At 75.3% G+C, this 16,599-nt stretch carries 2 protein-coding genes; both read left to right on the top strand.

The window, feature by feature from the left end; all coding sequences use genetic code 11:
- Positions 1 to 56 precede the first annotated feature (56 nt).
- Positions 57 to 12,029: an SDR family NAD(P)-dependent oxidoreductase gene (locus AB0I22_RS35950; protein ID WP_363135227.1), complete on the top strand. Its 11,973-nt coding sequence runs from the start codon at positions 57 to 59 to the stop codon at positions 12,027 to 12,029.
- Between the two features lie 112 nt (positions 12,030 to 12,141).
- On the top strand, positions 12,142 to 16,599 hold a 4,458-nt coding region (locus AB0I22_RS35945; RefSeq protein WP_363135226.1), incomplete at its 3' end, for a type I polyketide synthase.

The raw sequence follows: 16,599 nt of genomic DNA, 5'->3' as shown, positions 1-16,599 counted from the left end.
GCGGACCAGGCACCAGACCCCACCCCGGCCCAGCAAGCGGAGCAAGGTGACTGACGATGGTGAATGACGACCGGCTGCGCGACTACCTCAAGCGGGTCACCGCCGACCTGCACCGCACCAGGCAGCGCCTCAGCGACGCGGAGGCCAAGGACCGCGAACCCATCGCGATCGTCGCGATGAGCTGCCGCTACCCCGGCGGCGTGGAGAGCCCCGAGGACCTGTGGCGGCTGGTCGCCGCCGGCACCGACGCGATCACCGCCTTCCCCGCCGACCGCGGCTGGGACCTGGACGCGCTCGACGACCCCCGGCAGGAACGCCCCGGCACCAGCTACGCCTCGCTCGGCGGCTTCCTCGACGGCGTCGGCCGGTTCGACCCCGGCTTCTTCGGCATCTCGCCCCGCGAGGCGCTGGCCATGGACCCGCAGCAGCGGCTGCTGCTGGAGACCACCTGGGAGTCGTTCGAACGGGCCGGCATCGACCCCGCCACACTGCGCGGCAGCCGGACCGGCGTCTTCGCCGGCGTCATGTACCAGGACTACGCCGTGCGGCTGCGCCACGCGCCCGACGACGTCGCGGGCTACCTCGGCAGCGGCAGCTCCGACAGCGTCGCCTCCGGCCGCGTCGCCTACACCTTCGGCCTGGAGGGCCCCGCGGTCAGCGTGGACACCGCCTGCTCCTCCTCCCTGGTCGCCCTGCACTTCGCCTGCCAGGCGCTGCGCCTCGGCGACTGCGCGCTGGCCCTGGCCGGCGGCGCGATGGTGATGTCCACGCCGGTGCCGTTCGTGGAGATGAGCCGCCAGGGCGGCCTCGCCCGGGACGGCCGCTGCAAGTCCTTCTCCGCCCGCGCGGACGGCACCGGCTGGGGCGAGGGCGTGGGGATGCTGCTGCTGGAGCGGCTCTCGGACGCCCGCCGCAACGGCCACCCCGTGCTGGCCGTGGTCCGCGGCACCGCCGTCAACCAGGACGGCGCGAGCAGCAGGCTCACCGCGCCGAACGGCCCCGCCCAGCAGCGCGTGATCCGCCAGGCGCTGGACAACGCGGGCCTCGCACCGTCCGAGGTCGACGTCGTCGAGGCGCACGGCACCGGCACACCGCTCGGCGACCCGATCGAGGCGCAGGCGCTGCTGGCGACGTACGGCCGCGACCGGCCCGACGGGCAGCCGCTGCTGCTCGGCTCGCTGAAGTCGAACATCGGCCACACGCAGGCGGCGGCCGGCGTGGGCGGTGTGATCAAGACCGTGCTCGCCATGCGGCACGGCGTGGTGCCGCCGACCCTGCACGCCGAGGACCCCTCGCCCCAGATCGACTGGTCCACGGGCCAGGTGCGGCTCGTGACGGAGGAGGCGCCCTGGCCGAAGACCGGCCGCCCGCGCCGCGCCGCCGTCTCCTCGTTCGGCGTGAGCGGCACCAACGGCCACGTCGTACTGGAGGAGGCGCCAGCTGCCGAGGCGCTGGTAGAGGACGGACGCGACGACGGCGAGGGCGTACTCCCCTGGGTGCTCTCCGGCCGCACCGCCGAAGCCCTGCGCGCCCAGGCCGTACGCCTCCGGGCCCACCTCGACGCCCACGCCGGGTCGCGCGTGGCGGACGTGGGCTACTCCCTGGCGACGGGGCGGGCGGCGCACGAGCACCGGGCAGTGCTGATCGGCGCGGAACCGGACGACTTCCGGCACGGCCTGGCGGCCCTTGCGACGGCCTCGGCCGCCCCCGGCCTGGTGCAGGGGACGGTCGCGGCAACCGGCGAGGTGGCTTTCATCTTCCCCGGTCAGGGGTCGCAGTGGGCAGGGATGGCGGCCGAACTGCTGGACGCGGAGCCGGTGTTCGCGGCGCGGGTGGCGGAGTGTGAGTCGGCTCTGTCGCCGTTCGTCGACTGGTCGTTGGAAGATGTTCTACGGGCGCGGGTTGACGCTCCGTCAATGGATCGGGTTGACGTGGTGCAGCCGGTGTTGTTCGCGGTGATGGTGTCGCTGGCAGCGGTGTGGCGTTCGTACGGCGTGGAACCGGCCGCTGTCGTCGGTCACTCTCAGGGTGAGATCGCTGCCGCCTGCGTTGCCGGGGCGCTGTCGCTCGATGACGCGGCGCGGGTGGTGGCGCTGCGGAGCAAGGCGCTGCGTGCCTTGTCGGGGCGTGGCGGGATGGTGTCCGTCGCCCTGCCTGCGGGGGAAGTGGGGGAGTGGCTGGCCGACTGGGACGGCAAGTTGTCGGTCGCCGCCGTGAACGGTCCCGCTTCCACTGTGGTGTCGGGTGGCGCGGGCGCGTTGGACGAGTTGCTGGAGCGGGCCGAGGCGCGGGAAGTACGGGCCCGGCGCGTACCTGTCGACTACGCCTCGCACTCCTCCCATGTCGAGGACATTCGCGAACAACTCCTTTCCGAGTTGGCGGATGTGACGCCCCGACAGGCCGACGTGCCGTTCTACTCCACGGTCACCGGAGAACTGCTGGAGTCCACCACGGTCCTGGACGCCGAGTACTGGTACCGCAACCTGCGGCAGACGGTGCGCTTCGAAGAGGCCACCCGCGCGCTGCTGGCCGACGGCTACCAGGTCTTCCTCGAATCCAGCCCGCACCCTGTGCTCACCGTCGGCGTGCAGGAGACCGCCGACGGCGCGGGGAGCGCCGCGACGGCCGTGGGCACCCTGCGCCGCGACGACGGCGGGCGGCGCCGGCTGATGGAGTCGCTGGCCGAACTGCACCTGCGCGGCGTCCGGGTGGACTGGGAAACCGTCTTCGCCGGGCACTCGCCCCGCCGCGTGGACCTCCCCACGTATCCCTTCCAGCGCGAGCGGTACTGGCTGGAGGACGGTGCGGCCGAGGCCGCCGACGTGACCTCGGCGGGGCTGACCCCCGCCGGCCACCCGCTGCTCGGCGCCGTCATCGCCCTGGCCGACGCCGACGGTCTGCTCCTCACCGGCCGGCTGTCCGTACAGAGCCACCCGTGGCTGGCCGAACACGCAGTGCGGGGCGCGATCCTGCTGCCGGGCACCGCGTTCCTGGAGCTCGCGGTACAGGCCGGCGACCGCGTCGGCTGCGCCCGCGTCGATGAACTCACCCTGGAAGCGCCCCTGGTGCTGCCCGAACACGGCGCGGCGGTACTGCGGCTGACCGTCGGCGCGCCGGACGTTCGGGGCCGCCGGCCGCTGAGCCTGCACGCCCGTCCGGACGGGCCGGACGGCGACGACGGCGAGTGGGTGCGCCACGCCTCCGGCATCCTGGCTCCGGAGGCGGCGGAGTCGGCCGACGTGTTCGACGGCTTCGAGCCGGGCTCCTGGCCGCCGGCCGGCGCGGAGCCGATCGGCGTGGCCGGCACGTACGAGCGCTTCGCCGAGGGCGGGTTCGTCTACGGACCGGCGTTCCAGGGGCTGCGGGCCGCCTGGCGGCGCGGTGACGAGATGTTCGCCGAGGTGGCCCTGCCGGACGGGCCGCGCCCGGACGCCGACCGCTTCGGGCTGCACCCGGCGCTGCTGGACGCGGCGCTGCACGCCACCGGCCTGCCCGGCTCGCCCGGCGCCCAAGAGCACCCCGAGGGGCGGTTGCCGTTCTCCTGGACGGGCGTGACGCTGCACGCCTCGGGGGCCACCGCCCTGCGGGTCCGGCTCGCGCCGGACGGGCGCGACGCGGTCTCGCTCACGGCCGCCGACCCGACCGGGCGGCCCGTCGCGACGGTCGAGTCCCTGGCGCTCAGGCCGGCCGCCGCCGGGCAGCTCGCCACCGGCCGTACGGGCTTCCACGAAAACCTGTTCCAGGTCGAATGGGCTCCCGCGCGCCCGGCCCCCACCGCCCTCGCGGGGCCGCCGCCCGCTGTCCGGACGGATCTGGAGTCGCTGATCGCGGCCCTCGACGGCGGAGCGCCCGTACCGGACGTCGTACTGCTCTCCCGTGGGCCGGGCTCTCTCGCCGCACCCACCGAAGGCGACGGCTGCGGCGACGAGACGCCCGCCACCGTACGGGCGGCCGTGTGCCGGGCGCTCCAGGCCGTGCAGACGTGGCTCGCCGACGACCGGCTCGCGGACTCGCGCCTCGCCTTCCTCACCAGGGGCGCCGTCGCCGTGACCGACGACGAGCACGTACCGGACCTCGCGCACAGCGCCGTGTGGGGCCTGGTGCGCTCCGCCCAGACCGAGCACCCCGGCCGCTTCGTCCTCCTCGACCTGGACGACGAGGAACCCGAGACCTCCGCGGCGATCGCTGCGGCGCTCGCCTCCGCAGAACCCCAACTCGCCGTACGCGACGGCCAGATCCTCGCGCCCCGACTCGCCAAGGTGCCGGCCGACGAACCTTCGCGGCCCGCCGCCCTCGACCCGGACGGCACGGTGCTGATCACCGGCGGCACCGGGCTGCTCGGCTCGCACATCGCCCGGCACCTGGCGGCCGAGCACGGCGTCCGGCACCTCCTGCTGCTCTCCCGCAGCGGCCCGGCGGCCGAGGGCGTCGACGAGCTGCGCGCCGAACTGGCCGCGCTCGGCGCCGAGGCCGACATCGCCGCCTGCGACGCCGCCGACCGCGACGCGCTCGCCGCCCAACTCGCCAATCTGCCCGCCGAACACCCCCTGACCGCCGTGGTGCACACGGCGGGCGCACTGGACGACGGGATCGTCTCCGCGCTGACCCCCGAGCGCCTGGACACCGTCCTGCGCCCCAAGGCCGACGCCGCCCTCAACCTGCATGAACTGACCCGCCATTTGAACCTGTCGGCCTTCGTGCTCTTCTCCTCCGCCGCCGGCACCTTCGGTGGCCCCGGCCAGGCCAACTACGCGGCGGCCAACGCCTTCCTCGACGCCCTCGCCCAGCGCCGCCGCGCCACCGGGCTGCCCGCCCAGTCCCTCGCCTGGACCCTGTGGGACCAGCGGTCCGCCCTGACCGGCCACCTCGCCGACGCCGACGTACGCCGCCTGGCCCGCTCCGGCATGCCGCCGCTGACCACCGAACAGGGCCTGTCCCTCTTCGACACCGCCCGCACCGCCGACCGGGCGACCATGGTGCTGATGCGGCTCGACACCGCCGCCGTACGGGCCCGGGCGGCGACCGAGGAACTGCCGCCGCTGCTGCGCCACTTGGTGCCCGTACGGACCCGGCGGGCCGTGGCGTCCGGCGGCGAGACGGCCGACGGCGGAGCCTTCCAGCAGCGGCTCGCCGCTCTCGACGGCCAGGGGCGGACCCGCCTGCTGCTCGACCAGGTCCGTACCCAGGCCGCCGCCGTCCTCGGCCACCCCTCGCCCGACGCGCTCGACGCGAGCCGGGCCTTCCGCGAACTCGGCTTCGACTCGCTGGCCTCCGTCGAGCTGCGCAACCGGCTCAACGCGGTGACCGGCCTGCGGCTCCCCGCGAGCCTGGTGTTCGACCACCCCACCCCCGAGGTGCTGGCGCGCTACCTGATCGCGGAACTGACGGAGACTCAAGCGGCCGCGTCGGCAACGCCCGTGCTCAAGCCGGCGGTGGAGGACGACGACCCGATCGCGATCGTCTCCATGGCCTGCCGGTTCCCCGGCGGAGTCCGCTCGCCCGAGGACCTGTGGCGGCTCGTCGCCTCGGGCGGGGACGGCGTCTCGGAGTTCCCGGCCGACCGGGGGTGGCCGCTCGACGAGCTGTACGACCCCGACCCGGACCGCACCGGCACCTCCATCACCCGACAGGGGGGATTCCTCTACGACGCGGCCGAGTTCGACGCCGAGTTCTTCGGAATCTCCCCGCGCGAGGCCCTGGCCATGGACCCGCAGCAGCGGCTGCTGCTGGAGACGGGCTGGGAGGTCTTCGAGCGGGCCGGTATCGACCCCGCGTCGCTGCGCGGCGCCCCGGCGGGCGTCTTCGTCGGCCTGATGCAGCAGGACTACGCGGCCCGGCTGCTCCCGTACATCCCCGACGACGTCGAAGGGTTCCTCGGCACGGGCAACTCCGGCAGCATCGTCTCCGGCCGCCTGGCCTACGTCTTCGGGCTCGAAGGCCCCGCCGTCACCGTCGACACGGCCTGCTCCTCGTCGCTGGTGACGCTGCACCTCGCGGCCCGCGCCCTGCGCTCCGGCGAGTGCTCCATGGCGCTGGCCGGCGGCGTCAACGTGATGTGCAGCCCCGAACTGTTCGTCGAGTTCAGCCGCCAGGGCGGCCTCGCACCCGACGGCCGCTGCAAGCCCTTCGCCGCCGGCGCCGACGGCACCGGATTCGGCGAGGGCGTCGGGATGCTGCTGCTGGAGCGGCTGTCGGACGCACGGCGGCTGGGGCATCCGGTGCTGGCGGTGGTGCGGGGGAGCGCGGTCAACCAGGACGGTGCGAGCAATGGTCTGACGGCCCCCAATGGCCCATCGCAACAGCGAGTCATTCGTGCGGCGTTGGCGGATTCCGGGTTGCGTGCGGCGGATGTCGACCTGGTGGAGGCGCACGGCACGGGGACGCGACTGGGCGACCCGATCGAGGCGCAGGCGCTCCTCGCGACGTACGGTCAGGAACGCCCAGACGGCAGTCCGTTGCGTATCGGGTCGCTGAAGTCGAACATCGGGCACACCAGCGCCGCCGCCGGTGTGGGCGGTGTGATCAAGGCGGTGCTGGCGATGCGTCACGCGGTGATGCCGAAGACGCTGCATGTGGACGGGCCGACGCCGGAGGTGGACTGGTCGGCGGGTGCGGTCGAACTGCTGACGGAGTCCCGCCCGTGGGATATCGCGGGTCGCCCGCGCCGGGCGGGAGTGTCGTCGTTCGGCGTGAGCGGCACCAACGCGCACGTCGTGCTGGAAGAGGCTCCAGATCCCACGGCCACCCCCGAGCCCGCGCCTGCCTCCGATTCCGCGCCCGCCTCCGATTCCGGTCGCCCTTCGGCGGTCGGCCCCGTGGCCTGGCCGCTGTCGGCGAGGAGCCCGGAAGCCCTGCGGGCCCAGGCGGCGGCGCTGCTGGCCGCGCTGGAGCCCGACGCGGACGGGCCCGGCAGCGGAGACCCGCTCGACATCGGGTACTCACTCGCCGCGACACGCGCCGCGCACGGACATCGCGCGGTGGTCGTGGGCGCGCCGGACGACCTGGCCGCCGGGCTGGCCGCCCTGGCGCAAGGGACCCCTGCGGGCAACGTGGCGACAGGATCGGCCTCCGGCGCGGGCCGCGCGGTGTTCGTCTTCCCCGGCCAGGGATCGCAGTGGGTAGGAATGGCCGCTCAACTTCTTGACACAGAGCCGGTGTTCGCGGATCGCATCGCAGAGTGCGAGCGGGCTCTGTCGCCCTTCGTCGACTGGTCGTTGGAAGATGTTCTACGGGCGCGGGTTGACGCTCCGTCAATGGATCGGGTTGACGTGGTGCAGCCGGTGTTGTTCGCGGTGATGGTGTCGCTGGCAGCGGTGTGGCGTTCGTACGGCGTGGAACCGGCCGCTGTCGTCGGACACTCCCAGGGCGAGATCGCTGCCGCCTGCGTTGCCGGGGCGCTGTCGCTCGATGACGCGGCGCGGGTGGTGGCGCTGCGCAGCAAGGCGCTGCGCGCCTTGTCGGGGCGTGGCGGCATGGTGTCTGTAGCCCTGCCTGCCGCTGAGGTGGGGGAGTGGCTGGCCGACTGGGACGGCGAGCTGTCGGTCGCCGCCGTGAACGGCCCGGCCTCAACTGTCGTGTCGGGTGACGCGGGCGCGTTGGACGAGCTGCTGGAGCGGGCCGAGGCGCGGGAGGTGCGGGCCCGGCGCGTACCTGTCGACTACGCCTCGCACTCCGCGCACGTGGAAGAGATCCAGGAGCGGCTGGCGAAGGAACTGGCCGTCGTCGCCCCGCTGCCCGGCGAGGTGCCGTTCTTCTCGACCGTCGATGCGGCGTGGGCCGACCCCGCCATGCTCGACGCCGAGTACTGGTACCGCAATCTGCGGCAGACCGTGCGTTTCGAGGAGGCGACGCGGGCGCTGTTGGCGGAGGGGTTCCGGTTCTTTGTGGAGCCGAGTGCGCATCCGGTGCTGGCGGTGGGGGTGCAGGAGTCGGCGGAGGCCGCCGGGGTCGAGGCGGTGGTGCTGGGGACGCTGCGCCGTGATGACGGCGGCCGGGACCGGCTGCTGCTCTCGCTCGGGCAGGCGTGGGCGAGCGGGCTGCCGGTGGACTTCTCCGGCACGTACCCGGGTGCGCGCCGCGTGGACCTGCCGACCTATCCCTTCCAGCGCGAACGCTTCTGGCTCGACGTCCCGACCACGAGCTGGGACGTCGCCTCCGCCGGGCTCGGCGCCACCGGGCACCCGCTGCTCGGCGCGGCCTTGGAGGCCGCCGACTCGGGGGAACTGGTGCTCAGCGGCCGGCTTTCGTTGCGCACCCACCCCTGGCTCGGCGACCACCGGGTGTCCGGCACCGCCCTGCTCCCCGGCACGGCGCTGCTGGAACTCGCCCTCCGGGCCGCCGTCGAGGCCGATTGCCCCGTGGTCGAGGAGCTGACCCTTCAGGCGCGCCTCGCGCTGCCCGAGGAAGGCGCGGTACTGCTGCAAGTACGCGTGGCCGAAGCGGGCGACGACGGACGCCGGGCGCTGAGCGTGTTCGCCCGGCCCCACCGGGGCGAGGGCCGGCCCTGGGCCCCGTACGCCACCGGCGTCCTCGCGCCGGCCTCGGCCGCCGCGCCGAGCGGTCCGGGCCTCCTGATGTGGCCCCCGGCCGACGCCGCGCCCATCCCGGTGGGCGATCTCTACGGCCGCTTCGCCGAAGCGGGCTACGGCTACGGCCCGGCGTTCCAAGGCATCCGCGCCGCCTGGTCGCGGGAGGGCGAGATCCTCGCCGAGGTCGTCCTCGACGGACGGCAGCAGGCCGACGCGGCGGCCTGCGCCGTGCACCCGGCACTGCTGGACGCGGCCCTCCAGACGGCGGCGCTGCTGCCGGGGCAGGACGGACAGGCCCGGCTGCCGTTCAGCTGGACCGGAGTCACCAGCCGTGCCACGGGAGCCACCGCGCTCCGGGTGCGCCTCACCGCCGACGGCCCCGACGCCATCGGCCTGACGGTCTACGACCTGACGGGTCAAGAGGTGCTGTCCGTCGACCAGTTGGCGCTCAGGCCCCTGACGGCGGACGCGCTGCCCGCCGCCACGAGCGCCGCCCGGGACCTGCTGTTCCACCTCGACTGGACACCCGTCGCCGGAGCCGAGACCAGTACGTCCCTGGACCGGGCGTCCAGCGCGGGTTCCGAAACCGGTGCGCCACCGGACCGGGCGTCCGCCACGGACTCCGAGACCAGCGCGTCACGGGACCGCGCCTCCACCTCGATCTCCGAAACCGGCGCCCCGCCCCTCGACTGGGCCGCTCTCGGGGACGCCGTCCCCGGGCTCACCTCCTGGCCGGACGTCGATGCACTACGCACCGCCCTGGACGCAGGGGCCCCGCTCCCCGGTCTGATCGTCGCGGCCTGCCCGACCGCCGACCTCGCCGACCCGGCCGACCGGGTGCACGCCACCGCCCGAGCCTGCCTGGACCTGGTGCGGAGCTGGCTGGCCGACGAGCGGCTGGCCGAGGCGCGGCTGGCGCTGCTCACCAGGTCCGCCGTGCGCACCGGCAGCGGTGACCGCCCCGCCGACCTCGCGCAGGCAGCCCTGTGGGGCCTGCTGCGCACTGTGCAGACCGAGCACCCGGACCGCTTCGCCCTGATCGACCTCGACCAGCCGGTCACCGCACCGGACGACCCCGCGCTCCACGCCGCGCTGACCGCCGACGAGCCGCAAATCGCCGTGCGGGCCGGGGTGCTGATGACACCTCAACTCGCCGCTGCCAACCATGCGGACGGTGTGCTGAGCCCCCCGCCGGGCGAGAGCGCCTGGCGGATCGGCACCGCCGGCACCGGCACCCTGGAAGACCTCGCGCTCGTCCCCGCCCCCGAGGCCATGGCGCCGCTGGGCGACGGCGAGGTGCGTATCGCGGTGCGCGCCGCCGGGCTGAACTTCCATGACGTCGTGGTCACCCTCGGGCTCGACCCGGACCAGCAGACGCTGGGCAGCGAGGGCGCGGGCACCGTCCTGGAGGTCGGCCCGGGGGTGGACGACCTGGCCCCCGGCGACCGCGTCATGGGGATCTTCGGCGGCTCCTTCGGACCCATCGCCGTCGCCGACCGGCGGACCGTCGCGTGCATCCCCGCCGGCTGGTCCTTCGCCCGCGCCGCGTCCGTGCCCGTCGTGTATCTCACCGCCTACTACGGCCTGTTCGACCTCGGCGGCCTGCGGGCCGGTGAGTCCGTGCTGGTCCACGCCGCCGCCGGGGGCGTCGGCATGGCGGCGGCGCAGCTCGCCCGGCACGCGGGGGCGACGGTGTTCGGCACGGCCAGTCCCGGCAAGTGGGACGTCCTGCGGGCCGGGGGACTGGACGACGAGCACATCGCGTCCACCCGGACCGTCGAGTTCGCCGACCGGTTCCTCGCCGCCACCGGGGGCCGTGGCGTGGATCTCGTACTCGACAGCCTGGCCCGTGAGTTCGTGGACGCGTCGCTCCGGCTACTGCCGCGCGGCGGCCGGTTCGTGGAGATGGGCAAGACGGACGTCCGCGACGCCGACGAGGTCGCCGCGCGCTGCCCCGGCGTCCGCTACCGGGCGTTCGACCTGATGGAGGCCGGACCGCGGCGCATCGGCGAAATGCTCGCCGAAGTCCTCGGCCTCTTCGAGCAGGGGGCGCTCGCCCCGCTGCCGGTCCGCGGCTGGGACGTGCGGCGCGCTCCCGAAGCCGTACGGTTCCTCAGCCAGGCGAGCGGAGTCGGCAAGAACGTGCTGACGCTGCCCGCGCCGCTGGACCCGGACGGCACCGTACTGATCACCGGCGGCACCGGCACCCTGGGGCGGCTCCTGGCCCGCCATCTGGTCGCCGAGCACGGGGTGCGCCACCTGCTGCTGGCCGGCCGCCGGGGCCCGGCCGCCGACGGGGTTTCCGAGCTGCTGGCGGAGCTGGCCGGGCTGGGGGCCGACGCGCGGGCCGTCGCCTGCGACGCCGCCGACCGCGAAGCCCTCGCCGCGCTGCTGGCGCAGGTTCCCGAGGCGCACCCGTTGACCGGGGTCGTCCATGCCGCCGGGACGCTCGACGACGCCCTGGCCGGCAACCTGACGAGCGATCAACTCGACGCTGTACTAAGGCCGAAGACGGACGCGGCGCTCGCGCTGGACGAGCTGACGCGGGACGCCGACCTGGCGGCCTTCGTCCTGTTCTCGTCCGGTGCCGCGCTCTTCGGCGGAGCTGGGCAGGGCAACTACGCCGCCGCCAACGCCGTGCTCGACGCCCTCGCCGCCGAGCGCCGCGCCGAGGGGCTGCCCGGCCTGTCCATCGGCTGGGGCCTGTGGGAAGAGCGCAGCGCGATGACGGCCGGGCTGAACTCCGCCGGTCTCCAGCGCGTCGCGGGCGGCGGCGCGGGAGCGCTCACCACGGCCGAGGGCCTGGCCCTGTTCGACGCCGCCCTAGGCTCGGCGCACCCCTACCTGCTGGCCGCCAGGATCGACCCCGCCGCCCTGCGCGGCGCGCAGCCGGTGCCGCCCGTGCTGCGCGGCCTGGTCCGTACCCCGCGCACGGCGGCGACCGCCGCCGCGCCGCAGGCCCGGCACGTCGCGTCCATGGCGGAGCAGCTCGCCGCGCTGTCCGAGGCGGAGGCGCACCGCGTCCTGCTCGACCTGGTACGCGGCAGCGCGGCGGCCGTACTCGGCCACACCTCGCCGGACCTGGTACGGCCCGCCCGCCCCTTCAAGGAGATCGGCTTCGACTCCCTCACCGGAGTCGAACTGCGCAACCGGCTGGCCTCGTCCACCGGGCTGCGGCTCCCGGCCGCCCTGGTCTTCGACCACCCCACCCCGGAGGCGCTGGCCCGCCACCTGACCGAGCGGACAGCGGCGGAACGCCCGTCCCCGGCGGCGGCCGTCCTTGCCGAACTCGACCGCCTGGAGGCGCTGATGACCGGCCTGCCGCCGGACGAGGCCGTACGGGATGAGCTGGCGGAGCGGCTCCGCGAGACGCTGGCCCGGCTGGCGCCGGACGCCGGTATCGAGGCGGAACCGGCCGCCGAGGTGCTCGCCGACCGGATCGAGTCGGCGAGCGACGACGAGATCTTCGCGTACATCGACCGGCAGCTGGGCGCCTCATGAGCCCCGCGCGCACCTCTCGACCCCCGGCCCCCTCTACGCCCTGTAAGCGCCCTCATTCCCCTGCTCCGCGGACTCCGCGAGACGGCATCAACGACGAAAGCGGCGGTTCCCGGTGAGCGATCAGAGGCTCCGCGACTACCTCAACCGTGTGACGATCGACCTCCAGAACACGCGGCAGCGACTCCAGGACGCCGAGTCCAGGGCCCACGAGCCGATCGCGGTCGTCTCGATGAGCTGCCGCTTCCCCGGCGGCGTCCGCACCCCCGACGACCTGTGGGAACTCCTCGCCGCCGGGCGCGACACCGTGACCGGACTGCCCGCCGACCGGGGCTGGCCGACCACCGACCTCGCGGCCGGCGGCGTGCCCGCGCAGGGCGCGTTCCTGGCGGACGCCGCCGACTTCGACGCGGAGTTCTTCGGTATCTCGCCCCGCGAGGCCGTGGCGATGGACCCCCAGCAGCGGCTGCTGCTGACGACGGCCTGGGAAGCCGTCGAACAGGCCGGCATCGACCCGCTGTCGCTGCGCGGCAGCCGGACCGGGGTGTTCGCCGCCGCCATCGACCAGGGATACGCGACCCTCGGCGCCGACGCGTCCGAAGCCGTCCAGGGCTTCCTGATGACCGGCAACTCGATGAGCGTGATGTCCGGACGCGTCTCCTACGCGCTGGGCCTGGAAGGCCCGGCCGTCACGGTCGACACCGCCTGTTCGGCGTCGCTGGTCGCCCTGCACCTCGCCGCCCGCGCCCTGCGCGCCGGCGAATGCTCCCTCGCCCTGGCCGGCGGCGTCAGCGTGATGTCGCTGCCCGCCGTGTTCGTGGAGTTCAACCGGCAGGGCGCCATGGCCCCCGACGGCCGGTGCAAGCCCTTCGCGGCCGCCGCCGACGGCACGGGCTGGGGCGAAGGCGTCGGGATGCTGGTACTGGAACGGCTGACGGACGCCCGTACCAACGGCCACCCCGTACTCGCCGTCCTCCGCGGCTCCGCCATGAACCAGGACGGCGCGAGCAACGGTCTCACCGCGCCCAACGGCCCCTCCCAGCAGCGCGTCATCCGCGCCGCGCTCGCCGACGCCCGCCTCACCGCGGCGGACGTCGACGCCGTCGAGGCGCACGGCACCGGCACCACCCTCGGCGACCCGATCGAAGTCGACGCGCTGCTGGCGACGTACGGTCAGGAACGGTCCGCCGAGCGGCCGTTGTGGCTCGGATCGCTGAAGTCCAACATCGGCCACACCCAGGCCGCGGCGGGCGTCGCGGGCGTCATCAAGACGGTGCTCGCGCTGCGCCACGGCGTGCTGCCGCGCACCCTGCACGTCGACACGCCGACGCCGCACGCCGACTGGTCCGCGGGCGGGGTGGAACTGCTCACCGACGCCCGGCCGTGGCCGGAGACCGGCCGCCCGCGCCGCGCCGGAGTCTCCTCCTTCGGCATGAGCGGCACCAACGCCCACCTCGTCCTCGAAGAGGCGCCCGTATACGAAGAGGCGCCCGCGCTAGACGAAGCCCCTGCTGCCGGTCCCGAGGCGCCCGCCGCGCCGCTGCCGACGACGCCCTGGGTGCTCTCCGGCCGTACCCCCGCCGCCCTCCGCGACCAGGCGGCCGCGCTCGCCGGCCGCCTCGACGCCGACGATGACCCGGAACCCGCCGACATCGGACTCTCCCTCGCCACCACCCGCGCCGCCTTCGAGCACCGGGCGGTACTGCTCGGCGACGGCCTCCCCGAAATCCGCGACGCGCTCGACGCACTCGCCCGCCCCGGCCCCGCCGCCGCACCCGGCCTCGTACTCGGCGCCGGCCCGACCGCCGAAGGGCGCACCGCCCTGGTCTTCCCCGGCCAGGGCTCCCAGTGGGCGGGCATGGCCCGCGAACTCCTCGACTCCAACCAGGCGTTCCGCGACCGCGTCGACGCCTGCGCCGCCGCCCTCGCCCCGCACACCGACTGGCCGCTCCTGCCCGTACTGCGCGAGGAGCCCGGCGCGCCGTCCCTGGAGCGGGTCGACGTGGTGCAGCCCGCGCTGTTCGCGGTGATGGTGTCCCTGGCCGCCCTCTGGGACTCCTGGGGCGTGCGGCCCGACGCCGTGGTCGGCCACAGCCAGGGTGAGATCGCCGCCGCCGTCGTCTCCGGCGCCCTCACCCTCGACGACGGCGCGAAAGTGGTCGCCCTGCGCAGCCGGGCGCTGCGCGCCCTCGCCGGCCACGGCGGCATGGCCTCCGTGTCCCTGCCCCAGGACCGGGTCCGCGCCGAGATCGCGCCGTGGGGCGAGCGGCTGTCCGTCGCCGCCGTCAACGGCCCCGCGGCCGTCGTCGTCTCCGGCGAGGCCGCGGCCCTGACCGAACTCCTCGCCCACTGCGAGCAGCGGGGCGTACGGGCCAGGGCCGTCCCCGTGGACTACGCCTCGCACTCGGCCCAGGTGGCGCGCATCGAGGACCGGCTGATGACCGAACTGGCCGGCGTACGGCCGCTGCCCGGCCGGGTGCCGCTCTTCTCCACCGTCACCGGCGACTGGCTGGACACCACCGCCATGGACGCCGGGTACTGGTACCGCAACCTGCGGCAGACCGTGCGCTTCGAGACCGCCGTCCGCGCCCTCGCCGAGCAGGGCTTCGACGTCTTCCTCGAATCGTCCCCGCACCCCGTGCTGACCATGGCGATCCAGGACACCGTCGAAAGCGCCGCAGGCGCCGCGGCCCCGGCAGCCACCGCATCCCCCGCAGACACGGCGAACGTCGCGAAGGACGCGGACGCCTCGGCCCCCGCGTGCGGCGCGGTGGTCGCCGGGACCCTGCGGCGCGGCGAGGGCGGGCCGCGCCGGGCGCTCGCCTCGGCCGCCGAACTGTGGGTCGCGGGCGTCGCCGTGGACTGGGCCGCCGTCTACGCCCGCACCGGCGCGCGTACGGTCGGCCTGCCCGGCTACCCCTTCCAGACCCGGCGCTACTGGCTCGAACCGGACGACGGCGCGGAGCCCGGGCACGGCACGGCGGCCGCCGACCCGGCCGACACCGACTTCTGGCGGATGGTCGAGGACGGCGACCTCGCCGGCACCGCCGACCGCCTCGCCGTCGACCCCGAACCCCTGGACCGGGTGCTGCCCGCCCTGCGCACCTGGCGGCAGCGACGGACCGAGGCGGCCGCCATCGACTCCTGGCGCTATCGCACCGACTGGCAGCCCCTGTCGGAACCCCCCGGGCGGACACCGGACGGCAGCTGGCTGGCGGTCCTCCCGGCGGGCCATGAGGAGGACGAGCGGGTACGAGGGCCCCTCCAGGCGCTGACCGCGCTCGGCGTCGACGTGCTGCCCGTCGAACTGGCCGCCGCCGACGTGCGGCGCGACGCCCTCGCGGCCAAGCTGACCGCGACCCTGGCCGGGCGCGCCCCGGCGGGAGTGCTGTCCCTGCTCGCCGCCGACGGGCGGCCGCACCCCGAACACCCCGCGCTGCCCGGCGGCGCGGCCCTGACCGTCGCGCTCGTACAGGCCCTCGGCGACCTCCAGGTCACCGCGCCCCTGTGGTGCGCCACGCACGGCGCCGTGTCGACCGGCCCGCACGACCCCGTCACCGACCCGCACCAGGCCCTCGTCTGGGGCACCGGCCTGGTGGCCGCCCTGGAGCTCCCCGCGCGCTGGGGCGGCCTCATCGACCTGCCGCCCCGCCTCGACGACCGCGACCGGACCCGGCTCGGCGCCGCGCTGGCCGGTGCCGCGGGCGAGGGCGAGGACCAGCTCGCGCTCCGCGCCGGCGGCCTCCTCGCCCGCCGCCTCACCCGGGCCCCCCGGGCCGCGGGCGGAGGGCAGCCCTGGCGGCCCCGCGGCACGGTCCTGCTCACCGGCGGCACCGGCGCGGTCGGCCCCCACCTCGCCCGCTGGCTGGCCCGGGGCGGCGCCGAACACGTCGTCCTGCCCGGACGACGCGGCCCGAACGCCCCAGGAGCTGCCGAACTCGCGGCGGAACTCGCCGAGTTCGGCACCAGGGCCTCCCTGCCCAGCTGTGACCTGACGGACCGTGACGCCGTCCAGGGGATGCTGGCCGCGCTCGACGCCCAGGGCGACCCGGTCACCGCCGTCGTGCACGCGGCGGCCTTCATCGCGCTCGCCCCGCTGGAGACCCACCCGCTGTCCGCCTTCGAGCAGATCGTCGCCGCCAAGGCCGCCGGAGCCGCCCACCTCGACGCCCTCCTCGACCGCGACCTCGACGCCTTCGTGCTGTTCTCCTCCATCGCCGGGGTCTGGGGCAGCGGCGACCACGGCGCGTACGCCGCGGGCAACGCCTACCTCGGCGCCCTCGCCCAGCACCGCCGCGCCCGCGGCCTGCGGGCCACCACCGTGGACTGGGGCGTCTGGCAGGCCGAGAACCCCTGGCAGGACCGGGCCGCCGGACAGGACGCCGGCCTGTTCAAAATGGAGGAGCACGGCCTGCCCCGCATCGACCCCGGCCGCGCCGTCACCGCCCTCCAGCAGGCCCTCGACGACGACGAGACCACCGTCGCCGTCGCCGACGTCGACTGGGAGCGGTTCACCGCCGTCTTCACCTCCGCCCGCCCCAGCCCGCTGCTCACCGGCGTCCCCGACGTGCGC

Source organism: Streptomyces sp. NPDC050610 (assembly GCF_040654875.1).
GTDB lineage: Bacteria > Actinomycetota > Actinomycetes > Streptomycetales > Streptomycetaceae > Streptomyces.
Note: the sequence above shows the minus strand (reverse complement) of the source record. Positions and strands in the feature narration are given on the sequence as shown.